Annotated in this window: 17 protein-coding genes; 7 read left to right on the forward strand and 10 right to left on the reverse strand. The window is 55.8% G+C overall.

Annotated elements, in window-relative coordinates:
- Positions 1-95: 95 nt before the first annotated feature.
- A complete protein-coding gene (locus U738_RS19160; protein WP_035584224.1) occupies positions 96-899 on the forward strand; it encodes a TraX family protein in 804 nt (267 codons plus the stop codon).
- Here U738_RS19160 and U738_RS19165 read toward each other — a convergent pair.
- The 3 genes from U738_RS19165 to purE all read right to left on the reverse strand — a co-directional run bounded on the left by U738_RS19165 (position 896) and on the right by purE (position 4,360).
- The gene (locus U738_RS19165) at positions 896-2,485 is read right to left on the reverse strand and encodes a sensor domain-containing diguanylate cyclase (RefSeq protein ID WP_035584227.1); all 1,590 of its coding nucleotides are present in this window, start codon (positions 2,483-2,485) and stop codon (positions 896-898) included. The genes U738_RS19160 and U738_RS19165 overlap by 4 nt on opposite strands.
- A 163-nt stretch (positions 2,486-2,648) precedes the next feature.
- Positions 2,649-3,833 (reverse strand): 5-(carboxyamino)imidazole ribonucleotide synthase, encoded by a 1,185-nt coding sequence (locus U738_RS19170; RefSeq protein ID WP_081899158.1) that lies wholly within the window; start codon positions 3,831-3,833, stop codon positions 2,649-2,651.
- A gap of 11 nt (positions 3,834-3,844) precedes the next feature.
- Positions 3,845-4,360 carry a 5-(carboxyamino)imidazole ribonucleotide mutase gene (gene purE / locus U738_RS19175; RefSeq protein ID WP_022522693.1) on the reverse strand — a complete coding sequence of 172 codons (516 nt, stop codon included), beginning with the start codon at positions 4,358-4,360 and terminating at the stop codon, positions 3,845-3,847.
- 221 nt (positions 4,361-4,581) lie between these two features.
- On the opposite strand from purE, the gene U738_RS19180 reads away from it, so the two are divergent.
- Complete coding sequence (locus U738_RS19180; RefSeq protein ID WP_008958942.1) at positions 4,582-4,854, forward strand: XRE family transcriptional regulator; 273 nt, start codon at positions 4,582-4,584, stop codon at positions 4,852-4,854.
- A gap of 125 nt (positions 4,855-4,979) precedes the next feature.
- Here U738_RS19180 and chrA read toward each other — a convergent pair whose 3' ends face one another.
- The 3 genes from chrA to U738_RS19195 all read right to left on the reverse strand — a co-directional run bounded on the left by chrA (position 4,980) and on the right by U738_RS19195 (position 8,485).
- A complete protein-coding gene (chrA, locus tag U738_RS19185; protein ID WP_172821665.1) occupies positions 4,980-6,173 on the reverse strand; it encodes a chromate efflux transporter in 1,194 nt (397 codons plus the stop codon).
- A 112-nt stretch (positions 6,174-6,285) separates the two neighbouring features.
- The gene (gene ilvD, locus U738_RS19190) at positions 6,286-7,968 is read right to left on the reverse strand and encodes a dihydroxy-acid dehydratase (protein ID WP_035584233.1); all 1,683 of its coding nucleotides are present in this window, start codon (positions 7,966-7,968) and stop codon (positions 6,286-6,288) included.
- An 85-nt stretch (positions 7,969-8,053) separates the two neighbouring features.
- The gene (locus U738_RS19195; RefSeq protein ID WP_035584235.1) at positions 8,054-8,485 is read right to left on the reverse strand and encodes a hypothetical protein; all 432 of its coding nucleotides are present in this window, start codon (positions 8,483-8,485) and stop codon (positions 8,054-8,056) included.
- Positions 8,486-8,660: 175 nt separating this feature from the next.
- Between U738_RS19195 and recC the strand changes: the two genes are divergently transcribed.
- On the forward strand, positions 8,661-12,278 hold the full coding sequence (gene recC, locus U738_RS19200) for an exodeoxyribonuclease V subunit gamma (protein WP_035584238.1): 3,618 nt from the start codon (positions 8,661-8,663) through the stop codon (positions 12,276-12,278).
- Positions 12,279-12,331: 53 nt separating this feature from the next.
- Here the strand turns inward: recC and pncB are convergent, their stop codons facing one another.
- Positions 12,332-13,513 carry a nicotinate phosphoribosyltransferase gene (gene pncB / locus U738_RS19205; RefSeq protein ID WP_035584240.1) on the reverse strand — a complete coding sequence of 394 codons (1,182 nt, stop codon included), beginning with the start codon at positions 13,511-13,513 and terminating at the stop codon, positions 12,332-12,334.
- A gap of 120 nt (positions 13,514-13,633) precedes the next feature.
- Between pncB and U738_RS19210 the strand changes: the two genes are divergently transcribed.
- The 4 genes from U738_RS19210 to recD are packed head-to-tail and all read left to right on the forward strand — an operon-like array spanning position 13,634 to position 20,395.
- Complete coding sequence (locus U738_RS19210; protein WP_035584243.1) at positions 13,634-13,927, forward strand: nucleotidyltransferase domain-containing protein; 294 nt, start codon at positions 13,634-13,636, stop codon at positions 13,925-13,927.
- A gap of 54 nt (positions 13,928-13,981) precedes the next feature.
- A complete protein-coding gene (locus U738_RS19215; protein WP_035584246.1) occupies positions 13,982-14,290 on the forward strand; it encodes a nucleotidyltransferase family protein in 309 nt (102 codons plus the stop codon).
- A gap of 55 nt (positions 14,291-14,345) precedes the next feature.
- The gene (gene recB, locus U738_RS19220) at positions 14,346-18,101 is read left to right on the forward strand and encodes an exodeoxyribonuclease V subunit beta (RefSeq protein ID WP_035584249.1); all 3,756 of its coding nucleotides are present in this window, start codon (positions 14,346-14,348) and stop codon (positions 18,099-18,101) included.
- Between the two features lie 20 nt (positions 18,102-18,121).
- On the forward strand, positions 18,122-20,395 hold the full coding sequence (recD, locus tag U738_RS19225; protein WP_035584252.1) for an exodeoxyribonuclease V subunit alpha: 2,274 nt from the start codon (positions 18,122-18,124) through the stop codon (positions 20,393-20,395).
- Positions 20,396-20,679: 284 nt separating this feature from the next.
- Here the strand turns inward: recD and U738_RS19230 are convergent, their stop codons facing one another.
- The 3 genes from U738_RS19230 to U738_RS19240 all read right to left on the reverse strand — a co-directional run bounded on the left by U738_RS19230 (position 20,680) and on the right by U738_RS19240 (position 25,463).
- The gene (locus tag U738_RS19230; protein WP_035584255.1) at positions 20,680-21,204 is read right to left on the reverse strand and encodes a hypothetical protein; all 525 of its coding nucleotides are present in this window, start codon (positions 21,202-21,204) and stop codon (positions 20,680-20,682) included.
- Between the two features lie 339 nt (positions 21,205-21,543).
- On the reverse strand, positions 21,544-23,325 hold the full coding sequence (locus U738_RS19235) for a UvrD-helicase domain-containing protein (protein WP_035584258.1): 1,782 nt from the start codon (positions 23,323-23,325) through the stop codon (positions 21,544-21,546).
- Positions 23,325-25,463: an ATP-dependent nuclease gene (locus U738_RS19240; RefSeq protein WP_035584261.1), complete on the reverse strand. Its 2,139-nt coding sequence runs from the start codon at positions 25,461-25,463 to the stop codon at positions 23,325-23,327. Before U738_RS19240 ends, U738_RS19235 begins: the two co-directional genes overlap by 1 nt.
- Positions 25,464-25,689 lie beyond the last annotated feature (226 nt).

Genomic DNA, 25,689 nt, shown 5'->3' on the forward strand with positions numbered 1-25,689 from the left:
GGGTGATGCGTTTCTGTCTAACTCTGCTAATTCAGTGAACTAGGTAAAGCTACCTCTGTCTGTGTATCATTGCGCATGTTCAACACGGAGGTTTTATGGCTCACTCGACTAGCCCACATGCAGGCGCTCTCCCTCGCCCTTCTTCTCACTGGACAGGTTGGGGCCAATGGTTGGCGCTGATCACTATGACCATTGACCACCTCACACGCTATGTATTGCCCGGTGATTGGGATTTAAGCTGGGCAGGCTCTTCCATTGGCCGCATCGCCTTCCCGCTGTTTGCCGCCATGGTGGCCTGGCACGGGCTGTTTAATACCCGTAACCCGTTGCGCTACTCACGGCGTATTCTGATTATCGGCCTGGTCGCCCAACTCCCCTACATGATGATGCCACGCTCATCAGACGCTTTTATACTCAACGTCTGCTTTACCCTGGCTACTGGTTTAGCCCTAGGGGCGTTAGTGCGCCAAGGCTGGCAGCACTACCAGCAGCAAACGTTAAGTCTGCCCTGGCTGTTAGCAGGCGCGGCGATAGGCGTTACCGTGTGGTACCTGCTCGGCTTTTGGGTGGAGTATGGTCACAACGGGCTGCTGCTGATTCCGCTGTTAATGTTTGCCATGCATGCGCTAAGCCAAGCAGAAAGCCATTTTCAAGCGCGCCTATGGGCAGGCTTAGCGGCATTTCCGGTACTCTGGATTGCCGGGCAGATGAATGCCTCTGATATGGCCAAGTCGTTTACCGTAGGCACCTGCCTGTTCGTACTCATTCTTGCTGCAGGTGCAGCGCAACGAATCCCCCCCGTCTACTTAGTGATGCCACGGCGTTTATGGCTAGCATGGTACCCTGGCCACTTTGCGTTAATCGCGCTGTGGGTGCTGCTAATCGGTCAATTGGCTTAAGCGTTCGGATCACTGCATTGCTTATCGCGCATCCAGGGTTGATAGCGGCACAGCTGTGCCCGACCTTCTGTTTTGGCGCGGTACATCGCAATATCCGCCTGTTTAAGCACTTCTTCGTGGTCACAGGCGGCTGTAGTAAAGCAGGTATAACCTATACTCGGCGTTACGTCCGTATCGTGGCTTGCCAGTCGGTAAGGCTGAGAGAGCGCCTGCTGAACCTTGAGCATATAACTCTCAGCGCATGCTTCGAGGCGCTGTGCCGAGGGCTCATCAAACAACGCCAGCAACACAAATTCATCACCACTTAGGCGTGCGGCTATGTCGCCTTCGCTCAGGCAACTTTCCAGCCTTCGGGCCACCTGCACTAACAAATTATCGCCAGTAGCGTGTCCTAAGGTATCGTTAATCAATTTAAACCGATCCATATCCAAGAACATCAGTAAACCGCTCTGAAGTCCTTTGTGTTTCTCATCGCAGAGGGATTCCAAACGCTCGATAAACAGCCGCCGATTCGGCAAATTGGTGAGTGAGTCATAGAACGCCTGGCGATAGATGATCGCTTCAGCGCGCTTACGCTCGGTAAAGTCTTCGATAATGGCCACACCGCCCACCATCTCATTACTGGCGCTATGCACGCCGTTAAAAAACGCTCGCAAAGGGGTGCCTGCGCTCGCTTTGGGCAAATAGTAAGTGCCCTCGTAGTAGCCAGTTCCCTTAGCTAGGGCATTACGTACTGCATTGGCCACTTCTGGATCCGCTGAGCGGGATAACATCCGATAGCCGAGCAGCTGCGCGCGGTTAACATCCAGTATCTCCAGCAGCTTGCTATTACAATCAGTGACGTACCCCTGCCCATCGAAATGCAGCACTCCCAACGGCGAGTGTTGAAAGATCGAGCGGTAGCGATTTTCGCTCTCTTGCAGCTGCGCTTCCCGGGCGGACATACTCACCCGCAGGGCAATGTTATCGTGAATAATTCGGCTTAACCGGCGGCTGGTGGTAACAATCAGGCCGAGAAACAGGCTAAGCATGGCGCCAATCAAGATCGCCAGCGGTGAGCCTAATAGTAAAAACTGTACTAACAGAGGGAGCAAAATTGGCAGCACGAAACCAAGCGCTACCCACCACACGGCAGAAAGCGTGGTTACTCCACCAGCAGCAATACCCGCCAGTACAATCGAAAGCGCCGCAACCTGGCCATGATTTTCGCCAGTAAACAGAACGATGCCACCGACACCCCATACGCAGCCAGCCGCAATCGCCCCGGCGCTAAACCGATAAAGCCAGCGGCGACGCTGCTGTTGCTGTGCCGGTAAGCGGCGAAAATAGTAGGCCAAGGCAAGGCGAGCGAACGAAACAAAGGTCAATACTGCGAGCCAGGTGAGCAGTACCCAGCTTGCGACCACTGGCCACATGGCTGCGACTAGCAGCATGCCTGCCAACACGCTGCTTAGCACCGGTTGCCAAAGATTGTCGTACAGCAGACGTACTTTTTCGCTATGCAGGCGCTTTACAGTGACATGGTGGTCGCGATGGAAACCACTGCGCAGCCCAGGGGCAGACCCAGTAGTTGAAGAGTGAGGCATACTAACTATCCGCCTAAAAGTGGCTATTAAGATCAGCATAATTAGCTGATTTTTTGTTGTGGCTCCTTTTTAGCGCATTCAGTCACTTTTAGCGATAAAAGTTGCATGATTGGTCAACATTGGTAGAAAAAAACCGCCTGAGCTAAGCAGGCGGCTTTAGAAACTACTGTTTGATGGAAAAGCTTAACTGTGGCGACGGTGCCTCAGGCAGTAACGCACTGCAGGCGTTCACTTTTTCCAGCAGTTCGGCATGATTAGGCGCGAGGATATTGACGTGGGCAAGCTTACGCCCGGCGCGCTCGGCTTTGTCGTAGCGATGCAGGTGCGTATTGGCAAGCGCTAGAATCGCTGCGTTGTCACCTTCACGACCAATCACGTTAATCATGCAGGTAGGCGCAATCGCCTGGGTATCGCCTAAGGGCAAGCCCTGTATCGCGCGCAGGTGGTTTTCAAACTGGCTGGTCACCGCGCCGTCCATCGTCCAGTGGCCGGAGTTATGCACACGGGGGGCCATTTCATTGGCCAGCAGGCTGCCATCGCGGGTTTGAAACAGTTCTAGCGCCAGCACGCCCACGTAATCCAGCTCATCAAGCAACGCACGAATATAGCCATCGGCGGTCTGCTGAACACTGGCATCCAAATCCGGCAGAGGCGCCACCGAGTAGCGCAAAATACCGTCTACGTGCTGGTTCTCGGCCATGGGGTAGAACACCACCTCGCCATCACGACCACGAACGGCAATCATTGAGACTTCGCGCACAAAGTCGACGAAGGCCTCAACAACTAACTGCGAATGGCCGATAGCGCTCCACGCATCCGCCGCCTGCTCAGGCTGCTTTAATACTGCCTGGCCTTTGCCGTCGTAGCCCTCAGTGACCGATTTAGCCACTACGGGGCAACCCAACTCACGGGCGGCCGCTTCAAGCTGCTCGGCGCTCTCAACCACCCGGTAGGCAGGCGTGGGGATGCCTAAGCGATCAAACAGTGTCTTCTCCTCGACTCGGTTTTGACACACTTCAATGGCACGGCTGCTGGGGTAGACCGGTTTGTGCTGCTCGATCTCACGCACCAACTGAACGGGCAAGTGCTCAAACTCGTAGGTCACTACGTCAACCTTGGCCAAAAACTCGGCCAAGTGCTGGTTGTCAGGATCGATAATGACATCGCCAATCCCAGCACTGGGATTACCCGTAGTATCTAAAAAAGTGAAACGATTACCCAGCGGATAACCCGCTAGCGCCAACATGCGGCCTAATTGACCTGCACCCAGTACGCCAATGTTTTGTACGACGTCAGTTTTAACGATATCAGTTGTAACTACGTCGCTCTTTGCAATACCAGAGTTCATAGCCAGACTCCTTATTCCGCTTCCGGCTCGGGGCGCGGGTCAGGGTTGTCGAGGACTTTCTGAGTTTGCTCAGCGCGAAACGCTTCTACCGCGCTGCGTACAGTCGCATCTTGCAGGCCGACAATTTGCGCCGCCAGCAACCCCGCATTAGTGGCGCCCGCTTTGCCAATCGCCAAGGTGCCCACCGCAATGCCGCCCGGCATTTGCGCAATGGAGAGCAGTGAATCCAAACCTTTGAGCGCTTTCGACTCCACCGGCACCCCCAGCACGGGCAGCGGCGTTTGCGAGGCCACCATGCCCGGCAAGTGGGCTGCACCGCCCGCCCCCGCCACGATAACCTGCAAGCCGCGCTCGGCAGCACTCTTGGCATAATCGAACAGCAGGTCAGGCGTGCGGTGCGCCGAGACCACGCGGGTTTCATAAGCCACGCCCAAACGCTCCAGCATGGAGACAGCGTGCTCCATGACCGGCCAATCAGACTTAGATCCCATGATCACGCCCACCTTGGGTGCGCTGTTCGACGACATGCAAAACTCCTCGGCCCAACGGCCTATAAAAGCGAGATAAAAAATCGAAAAAGTAGCGTGCATCGAACCCGATACACATAAAAATAGGAAGGCACATAGTTTACCAGAGCTAGCCCCTTTGCGGGCTTTGCTGAGGTCGTGAAATTTTCATCAAAATAGGCATTGAAATGCGCATCGGTTGGCGGCATTGTGTGAAGGTCATTTCAGACTGATGGAGCCACATGAGCACGGCACGCGCAACTGCCACAGCGGAACAGCTTGATCCTCCGCGAAGCAGCCCTGACCTCGACGTCAGGGAACTTGAAAAACGTACGCGATTAATGCGTATTATCACGCGTCTGATCGCCGTATCAGACCTAGGAAGCCGAGAAATTGCCCGCCGGGCAGGGCTTCCCGTTCAGAAAATTAGCGACTTGCTCGCCGGAAGGCTTGAGCACCTGGGAGTGGATGAACTTCACGCCCTGCGTCGCACCTTAGAGCTGGAGGCGCCATAGCAGACACTTTTTCTGCTGTTCCCACTTCTCCACTCAACGCAGGCCGCCTCCCGGCGGTCTGCTAAGAAAGTTTTTTTACGCTTACCCCAATCCCGAGATTACTTCACTTCGTTCGTAATGACGGCTCATGGCGCAATCGCAATCCCCCCAAACGCTACAACAACCACCACGACCCAAGCGGGCAGCTTCCATACGGTTAATAGCAAGAAACCGGTAAGCGCCAGCGCAAACTCCTCTGCACCAATGATCGCGCTCGTCCACACCGGCTGATAAAGCGCTGCGCCTAAAATGCCGACCACCGCTGCATTGGCACCGCGCATCAGTGCCTGGACACTGCCCCACTGACGAAATTGATTCCAGAAAGGCAGCACGCCCACCAATAACAAAAAGCCAGGAATGAAGATGGCCAATAGCGCTAGCAAAGCACCAACTAAACCATTAATGCCGGGCAGCAGCGCTCCCAGGTAAGCAGCAAACGTAAACAGCGGCCCCGGTACCGCCTGGGCGGCGCCGTAACCGGCTAAAAACTCATCCGGCGTCACCCAGCCCGACTGCACCACTTCTGCTTCCAACAGCGGCAGCACCACGTGACCGCCGCCAAATACTAATGCACCTGAACGATAAAACGCGTCGGCGATATCCAGCCAAGCGGCGACTCCCGCCAATAGCGGCAGCAGAATTAACAGCCCGGCGAACATCCCCAGCGCCACCATGCCTGCCTTGCGCGTTACTGGAAAATGCAGCGATTCACTTGCTGTGACAGCAGCACTATCGCGACACAGCGCTAGCCCGGCTAAGCCACCCAATACAATCGCCGACACCTGGCCCAGCGGGCCGCTGACTAGCACCACCGCAAATACCGCCGCAAGCGCAATGCCCGTGCGGGTTTTATCCGGGCAAAGATTACGCGCCATGCCCCACACCGCGTGGGCCACAATCGCCACCGCCACTACTTTTAAGCCATGGATAATGCCACTGGCAATGGGGCCATCCAGCACCGCCGCGCCAAACGCAAACAGCACCAGGATGATCGCCGAGGGCAGCGTAAACGCCAGCCACGCCATGGCCGCCCCCCAAGGGCCTGCGCGCAGTAGGCCAAGCGCAAAGCCCACCTGACTGCTGGCGGGCCCCGGTAAGAACTGACACAGCGCCACTAGATCAGCGTAGGCGCTTTCAGTTAACCACTGGCGGCGCTCCACAAAGGCCGTGCGAAAATACCCCAGGTGCGCTACCGGGCCGCCAAAGGACGTTAAGCCGAACGCTAAAAACACCCAAAACACCTCACCTATACGCCCGCGTGCCTGCGATTGCTCCACCATTTCGGCCACCTGTTATCCCAATAAAAAAGCGCAAGGCTCTTATAGTAAGCCTTGCGCTTTAATTCTTTATGACAGCGCGTTCATGAGGATACGCTCATAACGGCAACGCGGATTACTCCTGGTCGGTCACCGCCCCGGTGCTGGCCGAACTGACCAAACGCGCATACTTAGCCAGCACACCACGCGTATAGCGGGGCTCTGGCTGCTGCCAGGCAGCGCGACGGCGCATCAGCTCTTCATCAGAGAGATCCACGTCGATGGTATCTGCTTCGGCGTCAATGGTGATGGTATCGCCATCCTCCACCAGCGCCAGCGGGCCGCCGTCGAAGGCTTCCGGCGACACATGGCCGACCACAAAACCGTGACTGCCGCCAGAGAAACGCCCATCGGTAATCAGCGCCACGTCGTTACCCAAACCGCGGCCCATAATCGCCGAGGTCGGGGTCAGCATTTCGCGCATACCGGGGCCACCTTTCGGCCCTTCATAGCGAATCACCACCACATCGCCGGCAACGACGGTGCCATCATTAATGCGCGCCTGTGCCTCTTCTTCCGAGCCAAATACCCGCGCTGAACCAGAGAAGCGAGTGCCCTCCTTACCAGTAATCTTTGCAACCGCCCCTTCTGGTGCCAGGTTACCGTAAAGCATGCGCAGATGGCTTTCCGCTTTAATCGGATTACCGAGCGGAGCAATAATTGGTGGTTCAGCGGGATAAGGCTCAACCTCAGCAAGGTTCTCTTCCAACGTTTTGCCGGTGACGGTCAAGCAGTTGCCATTGAGTAGGCCAGCATCCAATAGCATCTTCATCAGCGGCTGAATACCGCCGATCGCCACCAGCTCGCTCATCATGTAATGGCCGCTAGGGCGAAGGTCTGCCAGCACCGGCACACGCTTACCAATTTCGGTAAAGTCAGCAAGGGTAAGCTCAACGCCTATGGTGCGCGCCATGCCGATAAGGTGCAGTACCGCGTTGGTGGAGCCGCCCAGGGCAATCACCACGGTAATCGCGTTCTCAAACGCCTCGCGGGTCATAATATCGGAGGGTTTGATATCGTCGGCTAACAGCGCCAGTACCGCTTCGCCAGCCGCTTTGCAGTCGTCGCGTTTCTCCTGAGAGATAGCGTTCTGCGCCGAACTGCCCGGCAGGCTCATGCCCAAAGCTTCAATGGCCGACGCCATGGTGTTGGCGGTGTACATGCCGCCACAGGAGCCAGGGCCAGGGATCGCCGTTTCTTCGATGTTCTTAAGCTCGATAAGATCCATATCGCCGCGGGAGTGGGCACCCATGGCCTCGAAGACCGAAACGATATCGGTATGGCCTTTGCCAGGCATAATGGTGCCGCCGTAAACAAACACACTGGGGCGGTTTAAACGCGCCAACCCCATCAGGCAGCCCGGCATGTTCTTATCGCACCCGCCAATGGCGACTAGACCATCAAAGCCTTCGCAGCCAGCAACGGTTTCGATGGAATCGGCGATCACCTCCCGCGACACCAACGAGTACTTCATACCTTCGGTGCCGTTGGCAATACCATCAGAAATGGTGATGGTATTGAAAATCACACCCTTACCACCGCCCGCATCGGCGCCATCGCGGGCAAACTCGGCCAGTTCATTAATATGACTATTGCAGGGCGTCACCATGCTCCAGGTAGAGGCAATACCCACCTGAGGCTTTTTGAAATCTTCGTCGTTAAAGCCCACGGCGCGCAGCATAGCGCGGCTGGCGGCTTTGCCTGGGCCATCGACCACTTGGGAAGAGTGGCGGCGGGAGTTTTGCGATGAATCAGACATTAGAAATCTCTCTTAGCGTTGTTCACGGTATCCGCATAGCTTGGCGATGCCACGGCGTTCGCGCAAGAGAAGAGGTGGCAAAACATCATCCCACCATTCCTGCTTGCAGCGACTGAACATAGCGCAGAAGGTCATTTGAGCGCCCTTCACTCACGAGTTGCTCGGGTGTTTTATAGTCAAATGCGCTAAGCGGCTCGTTGCGAAACCAAAACAGAGCGTCATGAAAGTCACCATTAATATCCGCCGCTGCACCGAGCACACGAAGTGCATCACGAAGATAACGTTGGAGTTTTTCTGCCCCCTGGGCACGTGAGATTGTCGTACGATGAACATGCGCTTGACTAGCAAGCGTTTGAATATCGATGCTCAATGCACTGGCAAACAACTTCGGGTTAATCAATGGGTGACGCTCTTCTCGAGCAACGCCCTTCAAGTCAGCCAAAAACCGCTCGAACGAATCAGGCACAAGATACCCGGAAGGCTCATTAAGTGATTCTTTTACATTGCCCATTGCCATCGGCAACCTCCTGCTACGCCTATACAACCAATATACAACTTATATGCATCACATATTCATCATAGCAGCTCTCAAACAGGACGCTAGGGTTTCAAGCTTCAGAACTAAACTTATGGCACCATACACTTAGTCGCCCCGCCACCGCCGTGAGGGACCATCCATTAAGGAATCGTGCATGTCTGCAAACTCTCTGCTCACGCAAACGCCGCTAACGCCGGGCTTTATGGTGGTGCATGCCAATCGCCTGGAAGATTTGCGCGGTTTGGCGGTGGAGTGGATGCGCCGACATCCGCTCTCGCCGCTGGAGAACGAGACCATTCTGGTGCAGAGCAACGGCATCGGGCAGTGGCTAAAGCTAGCGCTAGCAGAAGACCCGGCCCAAGGCGGTGCGGGCATAGCCGCGGCATTGAACGTCACCCTGCCCGCGCGCTTTCTATGGCAGGCCTACCGAACGGTGCTAACGCAGCTAACCAATGACGACCACGCGGTGCCTGAAACCTCGCCGTTCGATAAGTCGCGGTTGATATGGCGCCTTCTGCGCCTGTTGCCCAGCCTTGCCGAGCAGGAAGCCTTCGCGCCGCTAGCACGCTTTTTAGAAGTGGATCGCGACCAGCGCAAGCACTACCAGCTGGCCGAGCGTCTGGCGGATCTGTTCGATCAGTACCAGGTGTATCGCGCCGACTGGCTGGACGCCTGGGCCAAGGGCAACGATGTGTTGATCACCGCCCGTGGCGAAGCCCGCCCGCTGGAAGAACACCAGCTGTGGCAGCCAGAGCTGTGGCGCGCACTGCGCGATGATGTGGCTAATAATCTTGGCGATGCAGGCCTTAACAGCAGCCGCGCCCAGGTGCACAGCCGCTTTCTGGAAGCCGCCGTTCAGCTTGAAGGCCAAGCGTGCCCACCCGGCCTGCCCCGGCGACTGATTATTTTCGGCATCTCATCGCTGCCGCAACAGACGTTAGAAGCCCTGGCGGCGCTGTCGCGCTGCTGCCAGATCGTGCTCTGCGTGCACAACCCCTGCCAGTACTACTGGGCGGATATCATTGAGCACAAAGACCTGCTGCGCGCCAGCCGCTACCGCCAGCAGCGCAAGGCTGGCATGCCCGACGCTTTGGACGTGCTGGGCACCGGTGACGCCAGCGATGCCCTGCACCTACACGCCCAACCGCTGCTGGCCGCCTGGGGCAAGCAAGGCCGCGACTACCTGCGCCTGCTCGACGAACACGACGACGCGGGCAACTACCAAACCCTATTTGAGCAGCAGGCGCTACGAATCGATATGTTCGAGCCCTTTAGCGGCGAAGAGCGCAACTGCCTACTCAGCCAACTCCAAGACGATATCCGCGAGCTGCGCCCGGTAGCAGAGACCCAAACCCACTGGCCCGCGCTAGACCCGGTCAGCGACGACTCCATCGTGTTTCATATTGCCCACGGCCCCCAGCGGGAAGTGGAGATACTTCACGATCAGCTGCTGGCGGCCTTCAGCGCCGACCCGGATCTGCGCCCGCGGGATATCATCGTCATGGTGCCGGATATCGACCGCTACGCGCCCCATATTGAAGCCGTATTCGGCCAGTACCGCTCCGCCTTCGGTAGCTACAACGCGAACGCTAGACCCGACGACCCGCGCTACATCCCCTACACCCTTTCGGATCAAGCCAGCCGCCACCGCCTGCCGATGATGATCGCGCTGGAGAAATTGTTGCGCCTGCCGGAATTGCGCCTTTCGGTGAGCGATCTGCTCGATTTGCTGGAAGTCCCCGCCCTGCGCACACGCTTTGGCATCGATGAACACGACCTGCCTACGCTCAGCCGCTGGATTGAGGGTGCAGGTATCCGCTGGGGGCTCAATGCCGAACAGCGCACCCGGCTGGATCTACCCGAAGGGCTAACCCAGAACACCTGGGCCTTTGGCCTGCGCCGGTTGCTACTGGGGTATACGGTGGGAAGTGCCGAGGCGTGGCAAGGCATCGAGCCATTCGATGATATCGGCGGGCTGGAAGCCTCTTTGGCAGGCCCGCTGGCAAATCTGCTGGAAAAACTGGAAAGCACCTGGAAAACCTTCTGCCAGCCCACCGACGCCGCCAGCTGGGTGGCCCGGCTGCGTGAACTGCTGGAAACCTACTTCCTGACCGACGACGCTCAAGAAAGCGTGATGCTCACCAAGCTCGAAACCGCACTACAGCAGCTGTTGGACAGCACCGAAGAAGCCGAGCTTTTTGATCCCCTGCCGCTCTCCATGGTGCGCGAACACTGGCTAGGGCAAATCGACGAGCACAGCCTTTCCCAGCGCTTCCTGGCGGGAGCGGTCAACTTCGCCACGCTAATGCCCATGCGCGCCATTCCGTTTAAGCGTGTGTGTTTATTGGGCATGAACGACGGTGAGTACCCCCGTTCCCAGCCGCCGCTGGACTTTGACTTGATGGGCAGCGACTACCGCCCCGGCGACCGCTCACGGCGCGAAGACGACCGCTACCTGTTTCTGGAAGCGCTGCTCTCCGCCCGCCAGCAGCTTTATGTCAGTTGGGTCGGCCGCAGTCAGATCGACAACAACCCCATGCCGCCCTCGGTGCTGGTCGGCCAACTACGCGATCACCTGGAAGCGGGCTGGCACACGCAAAATGGCGAGGCGCTGCTGGAAGCGTTAACCACCGAGCACCCGCTGCAGCCTTTTAGCCGCCGCTACTTCTCTTCCCAAGCCAGCGACTCCCCCGCCCAGGCGCGGCTGTTTACCTATGCACATGAATGGCACGCCCTGCACGCACCACGTAGCGAAAACGCCCAAGGCTCCGAGCCACCGTCGCTTCAACCGGACACCGAGCAACAAAGCACCTTAACATTGGCCCAGCTAGGCGGCTTTCTGCGCGAACCGGCCAAAGCGTTTTTCAATAACCGCCTGGGCGTCTATTTCGAGCAGGAAGAACTCACTCAACTGGATGTAGAGCCCTTCACCCTGGACGGGCTACAAAACTGGCAGTTACAGGATCAGTTAATCGCCGCCCAGCGCCATGCAGTGGATAACGGCCAACCAAGAATAGAAGCGCTGCATGCAGCACTAGAGCGCTTCAAAGGCCAGGGCGTGCTGGCAGTGGGCGCCTTTGGTGAACGGATGCGTGAAGCGCTGGCGGAACCGATGGAGGCGCTGTTTGGCGCTTACGAAGAAGCACTGCAGGAGTGGCCCCAGGTAGTCGCAGCGCCCCAGGCGGTGCATGTTGTTGAAACAGCTGCCGGGAAGGTAACGCTGGAAGACTGGCTGGGAGAGCTTCGCCAGGATGACGCGGGCAACCGCTGCCGCTTGCTACTGCTCAGCAGTAGCCTGGTCAGCCAAGGGCGTGGCCGTGGTCAGTACCGCTGGCAGCACCTGCTGCGCCCCTGGGTCGCTCACTTGGCGGGCAATATTGAACGACCAATGACCACCCAGCTACTCTCAAAAGCGGGCCATGTGCGGCTGGAGCCGCTAGACGCCGAGAATGCACACTACCAGCTACAAAACATGCTCAACGCCTGGTGCGATGGCATGCAGGCCCCGCTACCGCTGGCCCCCCAGGCCGCTTTCGCTTGGCTGGCTAAGCTTGGCACGCCTGACAGTGAGACCGATAGCGACGCCTACGCCGCCGCCGAAACCGCCTACGAAGGCGGCCGATTCCAAACCGGCGAAGTCACCCAAAGCGCCTACCTTTCTCACCAATGGTCGAGTTTTGAGCGACTGTTTAACGAGCGCGCCCTAGGGCATAGCTTTGTCACGCTGACCGAGGCGCTCTACGCGCCGCTGCACCGTTCGGTAAAGGGGTGATTTAACGTTACCGAACCAGGAATAAACGATTAGCGAAAGCAACCAGCCACAGGCTAAATAATCTGCCCATTCAGCGACAATACCCGCTTCGCCAGCGCGATCATTTCCGGGTCGCCGGTGTTCTTTTCCGCCACGTCGGAAAGCTTGATCACCGGCAGCCAGCCCTGCCCTTCCGGCCGCGCCTCGACCATCTTAATCACCATGTTCATCGGTTCAGCGCCTACATCGTTGGTGAAGTTGGTGCCGATACCAAACGCCATGCCGATGCGACCTTTGCAGAAGGCATGTATCCGCTCGACCTTCTCCGGTGTTAGCGCGTCGGAGAAGATAATCGTCTTGCTTAGCGGGTTGATGCCCAAGCGCTCGTAGTGCTCGATGGTCTGGGAAGCAAACTCGATAGGATCGCCGCTGTCGTGGCGAACGCCATCGAACAGCTTGGCAAATTTCTTATCGAAGCTGTCGTAAAAGGCCCGCGAGGTAAAGGTATCCGTTAAGGCGATTCCCAGATCCCCCCGGTACACATCAACCCAATGCTCCAGCGCCAGACTATTGGCCATTTTGAAGCCGAAGCGGGCACCGTGGAACATAAACCACTCGTGGGCGTGGGTGCCGATCGGCTTAACGCCGTGGCGCATGGCCATCAGCACATTGCTGGTGCCGCTGAAGGCCTCACCGCCGTGGTGGCTAAGCGCACCGACTACCCGGTCGTGAACGTCAGAAGAGAAGCGCCGACGGGTGCCAAACTCAGCAATTTTCAGCCCTAAACGGCGGTAAAGTTCGATTTTCTCCTGGGCGTGCTGCTCAATCATCGCATCAGCGTCAGGCGCGATCGTCACGCCACGCAGCCGATACCAGAGCTCGCTGATCAGCGCCATCAGCGGCACTTCCCAGAGAATGGTGCGGTACCAGGGCCCTTCAATGATCACCGAAAGATCACTCCCCTGCTGCTCTACAGTCACCTCGCTGGGGTTGTAATGAAAACCGGCGAGGAAATCGAGATACGTAGGGTCGAGATAAGGGCATGTTATTTCGAGATAGCGCTTCTCCTCATCGCTCAAGCGCAGCGATGCCATCTTATCGACTTCGCGGCGAAGTTCGGCGCCGAAGCCGTCAGGAAAAGCATGCTCGCCACGATTAATAAAGGCGTAGCGCGCATGGGCATAAGGAAAGCGTTTGATCACGGCGTTCTGCATCGTGATCTTATAGAAGTCATTATCCAGCAGCGATGTCAGCATGAGATCCCATCGTTAGAGTGAACCGAAGCCGCCGGTAGCGTAAACTAAAATGCACCTAAAGTGGCTCGGCGATAAGATTATCAGGTGGCGGGGCTGTCATACAGTTAAGGAGCTGACTTCATGCGCATTACTCAAACACATCGCGCAATCATTCTCTCCGGGGTGGAAGAGTATATTGATGCTGATGTGGAAGTTCTTGTCTTCGGTTCACGACTTGATGATACCAAGCTAGGCGGCAGTGTAGATCTATTGTTGACCTCCAAGACAGAGATCTCCGAGCTTTCTTGCGACGAACTCAAAGGCATACTAGAAGAATATCTTAAGCTGCCGGTTAACATTGTAACCTATGATCCGTCCGATGAACCAAGCCCGCTCCAGGCGAAAGCCTTAGCTGAAGCTCTGCCTATTGATTAAGTAGCCGCGGCTCATTCAGTCAGGACTAGACTTTAACAAGCAGGAGCTGTCTTCATGCGTCTTACTCAAGCGCAGCGTGCCATCATTCTTTCAGGCGTGCACGAATTCATGGGCACAGTTGTCAACGTTCATGTGCTTGGCTCGCGTCTTGATGATGCAAAGCGAGGCGGCGATGTGGATCTACTCTTGATCTCCCAGACAACGATTCCGCTGCTTGCTTGTGCCGAACTTAAAATGGCCCTTGAAGAGCGCTTGCAGTTACCGGTGGATATCGTGACCTATGTCTCGACGGCTGAACCCACACCCTTCCAAGCAATAGCCTTGGCACAGTCGAGCCCGATTGAAAATGAGGAAGCGGCATGAGTCAGTTGTTCATCTCTAGGCAAGATTTTTCCGCTGAAATTAACAGTATCTTCTTATGAGCCAGCCCGCCCCCCTCAATCCATTGAGCCTCCCCCTTCACGGCAGCCGACTGATAGAGGCCAGTGCTGGCACCGGTAAAACCTTCACCATCGCCCTGCTTTACGTGCGTTTGGTGCTCGGCGGTCACAGCGTTGACGATGACACCGCGTTTATCCGCCCGCTCACGCCGCCGGAAATCCTCGTCGTCACCTTCACCAACGCCGCCACCCAAGAGCTACGCGAACGCATCCGCAATCGACTGGTAGAAGCAGCAGAAGTATTTCGAGCTGAGGACGTAGAAGGAGGGGCAGATCCACTACTCCTCCAACTCCGCGACCAATACGACCCCGCCACCTGGCCCGCCTGCTCACGGCGCTTAGCCCTGGCTGCCGAGTGGATGGACGAAGCTGCGGTTTCCACCATCCACAGCTGGTGCTACCGCATGCTGCGCGAACACGCCTTCGACAGCGGCAGCCTGTTCTCCCTCAACCTGGAAAACGACCAGCGCGAACTGGAACAGGAAGTGGTGCGCGACTACTGGCGCAGCTTCTACTACCCGCTGGACAGTGACGCCCTCGGCATTGTCACTCGCTACTGGAAATCACCCGACGACCTGCACGCCCCGCTACAACGGCTATTGCCCGAAAGCGAAGCGCTGGGCGACGAAAAGCCCGAGCCCAGAGAGACCCTGGCCGCCACCCAGGCCGAACGCGCCGCCCAGCTCAGCGAGCTCAAAGCCCCCTGGGCCGCCTGGCTGGACGAGCTGGTACCCGCCCTGGAAGAGGCCGCCACACGCAAAGCCTTCAAGGGCCAAAGCTTCAACGCCAAAAGCCGCGCCAACTGGCTAGGCGCACTGCGCGAGTGGTGCGAAACGGATGCTGACCGCCCCGCGCTCACCGACGCCGCTTGGAAACGCATGACGCCGGACGGCATGGCGGATATCTGGAAAGAGGGCGCACCGCCCTGCCCGCAGGCATGGCAAGCGCTGGCACAGCTACCGAAAGCACTGGATGCCCTGCCCGAGCCGCGCAACGACTTGCTGATTCACGCCGTGCAGTGGTGCCGCGCCCGGCTGGAGCGCGAACAGGAACGCCGCGCCGAGATGGGCCCCAACGACCTGCTCACCCATCTGGATCGCGCCCTGAAAGGCCCTAACAAAGAGGCCCTGGCCGCGCAGATCCAGCGCCAGTTCCCCGTGGCGCTGATTGACGAGTTTCAAGATACCGACCCGATCCAGTACCGCATCTTCAACGCCGTGTATGACGTTGCATCGCCCCGCCGCGACAGCGCCATCCTGCTGATTGGCGATCCCAAACAGGCGATCTACGCCTTTCGCGGCGCGGATATCTTCACCTACCTGCAGGCCCGCCAAGACACCGATGGCCGCCACGTCACGCTAGGCACCAACTTCCGTTCCAGCCGCGCCATGGTAGCGGCGGTCAACCACTGCTTCAGCTACGCTGACCAGCACGATGCCGGCGCCTTTCTGTTCCGTGCCGATGGCGGCGACAACCCGCTGCCGTTCAACCCTGTCAACGCCAAAGGCACCAAGGAGACGCTGGTACTCAACGGCAAACCGCTAGCAGCTATGACTCTGTGGCCACTTGAAAGCGAAGAGCCGCTTTCCAAAACCGCCTACCAAACCGAGATGGCCGAGCGCTGCGCCTCGCACATGGCCGCACTTCTGGAAGCAGGCCGACAACAGCAAGCGGGCTTTGCGAAAGCCGCTGATGACAGTGACGATAACGGACTCACTCCGCTGGCCCCCTCGGACATGGCAGTGTTGGTCAACGGCCTACAGGAAGCCCGGGCGATTCGACTGGCGCTGGCCAGCCGAGGCATTAAGAGCGTCTACCTTTCCGATCACGACAAGGTGTTCAGTTCCCCCATTGCCCCGCAGCTAGCCATTTGGCTGCGCGCCTGCGCCGAACCCCAGGCCAACTCCCGCCAGGCGGAAGCCAAGCTGCGCGCCGCCCTGGCAACATCAGTACTTGGGCTAAGTCTTGAAGAGTTAGACCACCTCAACCAGAGCGAGCTGGCCTGGGAAGCGCGGGTCGAGCAGTTCAGCGACTACCACCGCCTGTGGCAGCGCCAAGGTGTGCTGCCGCTGGTGCGCCGTTTGATGGTCGATTTTGATATCGCCGCGCGGCTACTGGGCGAGTTCGCCGAGGGTGAGCGTTTGCTAACCGACCTGCTCCACCTGGGTGAAATGCTGCAGCACGCCAGCCAGGAACTGGATGGCGAACACGCGCTGATTCGCTTTCTGGCCGAAGCCATTGCCGACCCGGATAGCCACGGCGACAGCCACAAGCTGCGCCTCGAGAGCGATGCCGATCTGGTCAAGGTAGTGACCATTCACAAATCCAAGGGGTTGGAGTACCCGCTGGTGTTCCTGCCGTTTATCGCCAACCACCGCCCGGTCAGCGACACCGACCTGCCGCTGCGCTGGCACGATAGCGAAGGCAACCTGCAACTCAGCCTAAGCGCCGATGAAGCAACGCTGGCCACCGCCGACCGTGAACGGCTGGGCGAAGACCTGCGCAAGCTCTACGTGGCGCTCACCCGCGCCCGCCACGCCACCTGGCTGGGGCTGGCGCCGCTAAAAGGCATCGAGAACAGCGCCATCGGCCACTTGATCAACGGCGGCAAGGCCATCGCCCCCGGCGCGTTTACCCACGCGCTAGGCGAGCTGGTGGAAGGCAGCGATATTGCGCTAAGTGACGCCCCGGAACCCACCGCGCTGCGCTTCACCCCGGCGCCGGAGCAGCAGGCACTGGGCCACGCCCGCACCCCGCTACGCCCCGCTCGAGAACAGTGGTGGATCGCCAGCTACTCGGCGCTGCGTACTTCTGGGGCCGTCTCTGGATCTAGCACCACCCCGCTGACAACGCCCGCGCCGGAACCCACCACCCCCCAGGAAGCCACCACCCTGGAAGTGCTGGACGAGCCCCACGACAACGCCATCAACACCGAAGCGTTTCACCTGCACCGGTTTCCACGTGGCCCAGGCCCCGGCACCTTCCTGCATGGATTGCTGGAGTGGGCGGGCCAACTGGGCTTCAACAAAGCGCTAGAAGACCCCGCTGCCCGAGAAGATATGCTGCGGCGGCGCGTGCAGCTGCGCGGCTGGCAGGCGTGGCACGTCACCCTGGCGGGCTGGTTTGAAGAGCTGCTCGCCACGCCGCTTCCCCTGCCACTCCTACAACAACAGTCACAGCCCAGCGAAGGCAGCCAGGTGGCGCTATGCGAACTCGAAAGCTATCAGGTAGAGCTGGAGTTTTGGTTTACCGCGCACCATGTAGGAACCCGCAAGCTGGACGAACTGGTCAGTGACCACTTACTGCCTGGAATATCGCGCCCCGCGCTGGATGCCGACACCCTCAACGGCATGCTCAAGGGCTTTATCGACCTCGCCTTTGAGCATGAAGGCCGCTTCTATGTGCTCGACTGGAAATCCAACTACCTGGGTAGCGACGACAGCGCCTATACCACTGACGCTCTGCGCGATGCCATGCTCGAAAAGCGCTACGACCTGCAAGCAGCTCTTTATATGCTCGCCCTCCATCGGCTGCTGAAAGCGCGCCTGCCCGACTACGACCCGCACCAACACCTGGGCGGCTCGATGACGGTATTTCTGCGCGGCAGCCGCACCACCGCCCGCGGCGTACACGCTGTGCCTGCGCCGGTCGCATTGATTGAAGCACTGGATGCACTGTTTACAGGCACGGCAGCAGATGCAGTATCAGAAACAGGCCTAGAGGCGTTGGTATGAGCAATAGAGACACACAATCTATGAACCTAGACCTGTTCGCCGATGAGGCGCCGCCCGCTGCACCTGATTCAACCGCATCGGTAACACCACCGACAGAATCAGCCGCCAGTGCTACCCAGCCGCACCCCGCGCTAAGCGACACAGCCGCGCTATTCCTGCTGTGTGAGCGTTGGGTTTCCCGTGGCTGGCTGCGGGATCTGGATCTGGCCCTGGTGCGCTTTCTCGACCGTGAAACCCAAAACGCCCCGCCACTGCTGTTGCTAGGCGCAGCGTTGGCCAGCCACCAGCTTGGCCGTGGCCATGTCTGCCTGGATATAGCCTCCACCCTGGAAGCGCCGGATTTTGCGCTTTCGCTGCCGCCGGAAGGCGACGACCTGAACGACCCGCCGCCGCTGCCCAGCCATGTACTGACCACGCTAACGCTGCCCGAGTGGCAGGCCGCGTTCAACCACCCCACACTGATCAGCGACGGCCCCGGCAATACGCCTTTGGTGAAAAGCGATTCCTCGCTCACCACCCGGCTCTACCTGCGCCGCTACTGGCAGTTCGAGCAAACCCTGCACCAGGAAATAGCCCACCGGGTTAGTGTGGATAGCCAGGCGGATAGCCCGTTACTAAAAAGCGCGCTGAATACGCTATTCCCCGCCAGCAACAGCATAGACTGGCAAAAAACTGCCTGCGCCCTAGCCGCCCGCAGCCCCTTCGCGATCATCACCGGCGGCCCCGGCACCGGTAAAACCACCACGGTTGTGCGTCTGCTGGCCCTGCTGCAAACCCTGCAACTGGCCCAGCCCAACGCCCATCCGCTGCGCATCCGCCTGGCCGCCCCCACCGGCAAAGCCGCCGCACGGCTAAATGAATCCATCGCCGGGCAGGTGAGCAAGCTACCTTTCAAAGGGCTAATATCATTGTGGGAGGCAGCTTTAGCTGGCGAAGAAAAGGCCACAGAGCTGCTTCAAGCCACTATCCCTACAGAAGTCACCACACTTCACCGCTTATTAGGTGCCAGAGCCGACACCCGCCACTTCCGCCATAACGCCGCCAACCCGCTGGCGTTGGATGTGCTGGTGGTAGATGAAGCCTCAATGGTGGATATCGAAATGATGACGGCGCTGCTCAGCGCCCTACCCGCCAGCGCCAAGCTAGTGCTGCTGGGGGATAAAGACCAGCTGGCATCTGTAGAAGCAGGCGCCGTGCTGGGCGACCTATGCCGCCGCGCCGACGCTGCCCACTACACCCCCGCCACGGCAAAGTGGCTTTCCGAACTTACCGACCACCCGCTGCCAAAGGTATTAATCGACCCGGACGGCCAGCCGCTGGATCAAGCCATTACCATGCTGCGGGTAAGCCACCGCTTTACTGAAACAAGCGGCATCGGCCAGCTCGCCCAGGCGATTAACCAGCCGCTAAGTGAGGCATTGCGGGAACGGGATAAACACCAAGCCGTGCATGGCGTACTGAATAACAGCTACGCCGACCTGCACCACCTGGTGTTGAAGCCAAACGCACAAAACGAAGACAGCGCCCTGGAGCGCTTGGTGATCACCGGCAGCCCGGAACGCTTTCCCAACGCAGGCGAAGGCCGCACCAATTTCAAGGGCGAGTCCATTGCCCCCCCCACCGGCTACTGTCACTACCTAAACACATTAGATAGTGAGCGGCTTGATACGGCACTGGCGTTTGAAGAGAACAGAGACGTTTACGATGCGTGGGCTAAGCAAGTACTCAACGCCTACAGCCGCTTTCAGCTGCTATGCGCGCTACGCAAAGGCCCGTGGGGAGTAGAAGGCTTAAACCTGCGCATAGCCAAAACGTTACGCAGTGAAAAGCTGCTGTTCGGCAACGACCACACGCTGGAAAAAGGCTGGTTTGAAGGCCGCCCGGTCTTGGTCACCCAAAACGACTACGGTCTGAAACTGATGAACGGCGATATCGGCATCACCCTCGCCGCGCCTGACCCGCGCACGCCGGGTAAATCGTTACTGCGCGTTGCCTTTCCGACCAGTGACCCGGAAAACCCGATCCACTGGGTGCTGCCCTCCCGCCTACACGCAGTAGAAACCGTGTTCGCCATGACGGTACACAAATCCCAAGGCTCGGAATTCCAGCACACCGCCCTGCTGCTACCGCAAACGCCCAACCCAATTCTCACCCAAGAACTGGTCTACACCGGCATCACCCGCGCCCGCGATTGGCTTACGGTGATCGAAGCTAAGCGTGGGATATTGAATGATGCGGTTACTAGGGAGGTTATGCGGGTGAGTGGATCTGGCGAGGTTAAAACCTATGCTTAAGTATTTTTAATTTACATTTTTAATGCAGCATTGTAGACGGACAGCGATACAGATATCAAAAATAGCCTTTTCACTAAGTTTCTGGCCAGAACTCACACTTCGCAAACTCGAATAAACCATTAAAATTTTTATATTCAGTCCGGTTCCGATTAAATATAATTACATTACCATTACCCACATGTGACACCTTAGCTACAGAAGTATTATTGAGGTTAGTGCATTGATGATTTTCATCGAAGTCTAAACTCACTGCGATTAGTTGTGCGACATGGCTCATATTTTTATCAAAAAACCCAGAACTTCCGTGCAAAAAACCGAGATATGTTATTAAAAAGATTAGAAAACAATTTTTTTAGTGTTTCCTTCCAATTTTTGCTGGAAAAAATAGCCCAAAAGACAGCTACATTAGCGAACAACGACATCAAAACAATGCCAAAAATTACTAATAAAATTAACTGGGTAGGCAAGTACACAAGTGTGATGATCGCAAGAGTGATTGGAAAATTTGAAGCTGGGACATGAAAAGCCTCATTTAGCACAGCAGATGCCCATGAGGTCGAAACTGCCAAATATCCAACACTCACGAATGCAAGAGCAACTTTTACCCACACCGGATCTAGATACTTAGTGCGGCTTTTAAAACTACCTAGCCAAACCAAAGGAACTAAATAAGGTATGATAAGAACAACTATGCCAAAGATCATTGCCAAATTCGAACCAACATTAGATTCAGACATGATAACGAATGATAACAAGTAAACTATAGCTAAGATAGCTATCGCTACTTTTGGTCTATGCAACGCTGTCATAAAGATGCATTATGTTGAGCGAAGCGATAGCCCATAAGGCACTAAGGCACTAAGGCACTAAGGCACTAAGGCACTAAGGCACTAAGGCACTAAGGCACTAAGGCACTAAGGCACTAAGGCACTAAGGCACTAAGGCACTAAGGCACTAAGGCACTAAGGCACTAAGGCACTAAGGCACTAAGGCACTAAGGCTAACGATCTTCGCGGCTTTATATGTGAATATGGTTTCCGAATCATAATGATACCATCACTAGCTATTTTTTTGTTACTAAGAATAATTTTTAATTTACTGCATAACCCTTAGCAGATCTAACCTATTTAGAACTCCTTTCTATCCTATCAACACTTGTTATAGCTGAATGCGCATGAGTCTAGGGCCTCAGTAGCTACATAGTGCGCGTAGCGCCCTCGTGGGCGACCTGCTTCTGATATGAGGTGAAGATGCTTACGTGCGCGGGAGCCTATAACATAAAGCAGTTTCTGGGCGGCAACTTGGCCAGCAACTTCATTGAAATGCGGAACCATACCCTCAAGAAGACCAAAAGCGATGACGACGTCGAACTCAGCACCCTTGACCCCGTGTATGGTCGAAACAGTGATGCCGGTTCTTTCGCGAAATACTTTCCTGAAGAAAGATATATCATTTATATAACTAGCCCCATCCCTACGAAGCCTTTCAATCCGTGAATATGAACTACGAAAGAATGCCTCACGGTGTTCCACCAGAGGAGGAAAGCTATCTAAATCTATGTCGAGCCGCTCAAACAGTTGGGTAAAGGCTTGATCAAGGTAGTTAAGTCCATCCGTCTCGACAATCGAGAGTGCATTACACTCTCTCAATAACAAACGCTGTGTCAGACTAGACGTGTTGAAGCCAAAATCGTCGAGGTCGTTGATTATAACTTTAGCCCAACGCATGCGACGCACAAGCATGTTTGGCGAAGACTCAGTAAGCAGAATTTTCGATAGTTTGAACCAGAAATTGTCCAGGTCATTGCTAAAAGGGACTAGGCCCGGGCCGTCGAACTGTTGATCAGGCAACATTGCCACCAATTTGCGCGTAGTTGACGCAAGCAATACCCACCACGGAGCGACTACGCATATCTCCGCGGGTGCGTGACCTGCGGAGAGACTCACTTGGATCAGCCTAACCAACTCGTCATGTAGGTCAGTATGAGCTATGTGCTGATTGTAAGAAACTATACTTGGAAACGTTGCGTTTATCCCCACGCCTTGAATGCTAGTGGCATGCACGTTGAAGTTTGAAAAATGACTGATGATTCTTTCGCTCGAGCGATAATTTCGACTGAGAGCCATTTCCTTGATCGGGATTCCCGCCTGCGCTCGGAAGTCGGCCGCTGAAATCGCATAACCTCCGAGTGAACCGAAAATTTCCTGGTTCGGATCGCCGACAATGAAAGTCTTCGTTCGCCCCTCGCCTTCGCGTAGAATAGTTGTTAGAAGGCTGTATTGAATCTGCTTCGTATCTTGGTATTCGTCCACGAAGATATGTGAAAATACTTGGGAGAGCAGCGGCGCGATATGTTTCTGATCACGCATAAGCGAATGCGCATACCAAAGGATGAGTTCGAAATCTATCTGCCGCGTGTCTGAAAGCTCGTGGAAATACTCACTTAGGATCTTGTTTAGTGCCCCATGCTTTCTAGTATCAACACATCCAAGATGGTATCCAGATACAGTGAAGTAGTAGTCGCAGTCCCAATGAGTCACTCCCGAATAAGAGGCGCATAGCCGGTCAAGCATGAGTTCGCGATCATGCTTACCAAGGACACGGTACCCATGCGCAAGCTCAGGGTGGTAGATACCGTAGGGTTTGATAACCCACTCAAGGCAAAAGGAATGGATAGTTCCGATCCACAGACCAGACGTATCGACACCCATTTCTTCAATACGCTCTTGTATCTCGTCGGCTGCGCGATGCGTATAAGTGATCGCAACGACGAACCGTTTGTCCGCTTGGCGGGAAAGTTCATAAGCAATTTTATACGTGAGTGTGCGCGTCTTTCCACTGCCGGGACACGCTACTAGGAAGACGCTCGATGACTCTTTCACTGCGGCTGTTTGTTCCGAGTCAAGTTCGTTCTCTTCCCAAACAAACATCAGGTCATCTCCGCTAAGAATGGATTGATAGCATCGTAGGGTACCGCTAAGGCGAATGCTGCTCTAATTTCTGGCAGTGTGATTTCTCCCTGAAGAAAGCGGTCGATTTCATCTTCGAAGATGGCTAAACGCGTATTCGCTGAAGGATCAGCACGGAATTGGCAGTCGACCCGATACTGAAGAATCCTAGCAATAAGCGGACGGGAGAAGTGACCATGCGCGAACAAAATTGCTTTCCTGATATAATCAGGTATCACAACTTGATGATCGAGCTCACCGGCGAGCAGGATCGCAAACCAGCCTTTTCCTTCTTGCTCGGCCATCAGAAGCGTCCGTAAGCCTACTTGTTGCAGCTTGCCTGAACGGAGCTGCTCAAGTACTAGTTCGATAGTTGCTGGCGACTTATACACCTTATGGGCAGTTTTAACGATTGCCTCTTGGTTATTAGCCGCGACGAAATCAACTTCAAACGTGTGCGTCGCGTAGAAGGCATTGACCCAGGGGTTTCCGGTTACAAAGGTATCGAGATTGGTTTTGCGATCAGCACCGGCTTTCTGCGAGCCGATCGCCTTAAGTTTCCTCGCTGCGAAGGCGGCAGTATCAGTAGACTTTGGCTCTACATTGAAGAATGTCGTGTCAAGGTCAGTGACTATGGCGCAGCGCTTGCGGATACGCATGTCATGAAATAATACAGCAACATTTTTGAAGCCTGTACTACGAATATTGATGACACTGATGCCTAATTCATCGACGCTTAGTCCCAAGACTTTCTTAACGAGGACTGGGACGAGTATCTCCTCGGCATCACCTTCTACCAGCAATACGCTCTTAGCGAAAAGTAGGTTGCTACGCACCGCGTCAAGGTAGCGTTGAATGCTCACGACTTGAGATGGATCAAGCCCTGTTGCCGGTTGGTAGGCTTCGCAGAAAGAGCCTTGACGACCCAAGATATTAACGTTGCTTACATTACTAACCTCGGAGATCTGGGTCGAATGTGTAGTGTAGATGATCTGCGCATCGTTATAAGAAATGCGATCGAACAAGGTCTTCTGAATATGGTTGTGGATATGAGCTTCTGGTTCTTCGATTAAGAGGAAGTTGGCAATAGCGAGCTTTTCGCGCTGATATTTAAACTCAAGAAGCTTCAGCGTCAGGTAAATCAGATTTGCCCCACCCAAGCTCAGTTCATGAATCGTACCCTCATAGCCATCATCGGACTCGCCCACAAACAGGCGTAAGGATTGAAAAAGTTTTTCCGCTTCGTCTGGCAGGTCGGACTTGATTGAAAGCGAAGCCGGGGAGTAGGTCTCACCGGCAGCATCTTTTATCGTCTCACGGATGTGCTGGCGAACCGACTGCACATCCTCAAGGCTTTCAATGGAGGTGTTCAAGTTGCGAACCATCTCAGAGATGGGCTGCATTGCTCCTGGATCTATTTCGCCGCTCTTGCTCTTAAGAAGCGTAAACAGTGGGTTCGTTCGGTTGTTATGGAACTCCGCAACAACATCTCGCAAGGCCTGGACAAAAGTCAGCGAAACCTCTTTTGTAACTGAGAGAAAACCCGGCACTTTCGACCCGATCTCCGGAAATTCAGTCTCCGGGCTGAAACAGCACATATCGAAATCACCCACGATAGATTCGTATACCGACTGGTCAGTAAAGTCAGCGCTGCTTCTACCTGTGAATATTGTCTCGTAGTCATCGATTGTGATCGCGTCTCGAATGTCCGCTAGCTCATCATTGTCGAAGTCTCCAAGCGAGGCCAGCTTAAGGCGGATCTCCTTTTTAGGACGAAAGATAAGGTTATAGGTCGCCTTTGCGATCGGGCCATCCTCTAGAATGGCGGTGGTCTGTAGAAATAGCGCCTGCACAGCTTCGTCAGAGCTGATCTCCTCGAATTCCACACTAATGATAATCCAGTGGCCTTGCCACCGACTTAGTGAACGACAGAAATCTGACTCATCCAGGCGATGGGCAGCTCGCACCATGTGGTCATCCAGTAGGAGACGTATAGCGCGGAGGATATTTGATTTACCAGAACCATTTTCGCCAATAATCGTGTTGACACCTCGCTTAAAATACAACGTGGTGTTCTTAAAATTTCGATAGTTGACCAATTTCAGCTTTGAAATATGCATGGTTTTCTGGATGCTCCCATTCCCTTGAATAAATTTTTTATACGGAAACCAGCGTAACTTAACGGTATCGATATTCCCTTATAAATCATCAAATGGAGTTTTTGATGAGTTGCAGCAGCCGTCAGTAGGATTTGTTCTAGGTAGAACTTGCGGTGCAATTATATTGAGCCACCTGCTTGGTTATGAACGCAGTAGGTAGACGTTCAAGCACCCTGCCTGTGACGTA

Source organism: Halomonas sp. TG39a (genome assembly GCF_000744395.1).
GTDB lineage: Bacteria > Pseudomonadota > Gammaproteobacteria > Pseudomonadales > Halomonadaceae > Vreelandella > Vreelandella ventosae_B.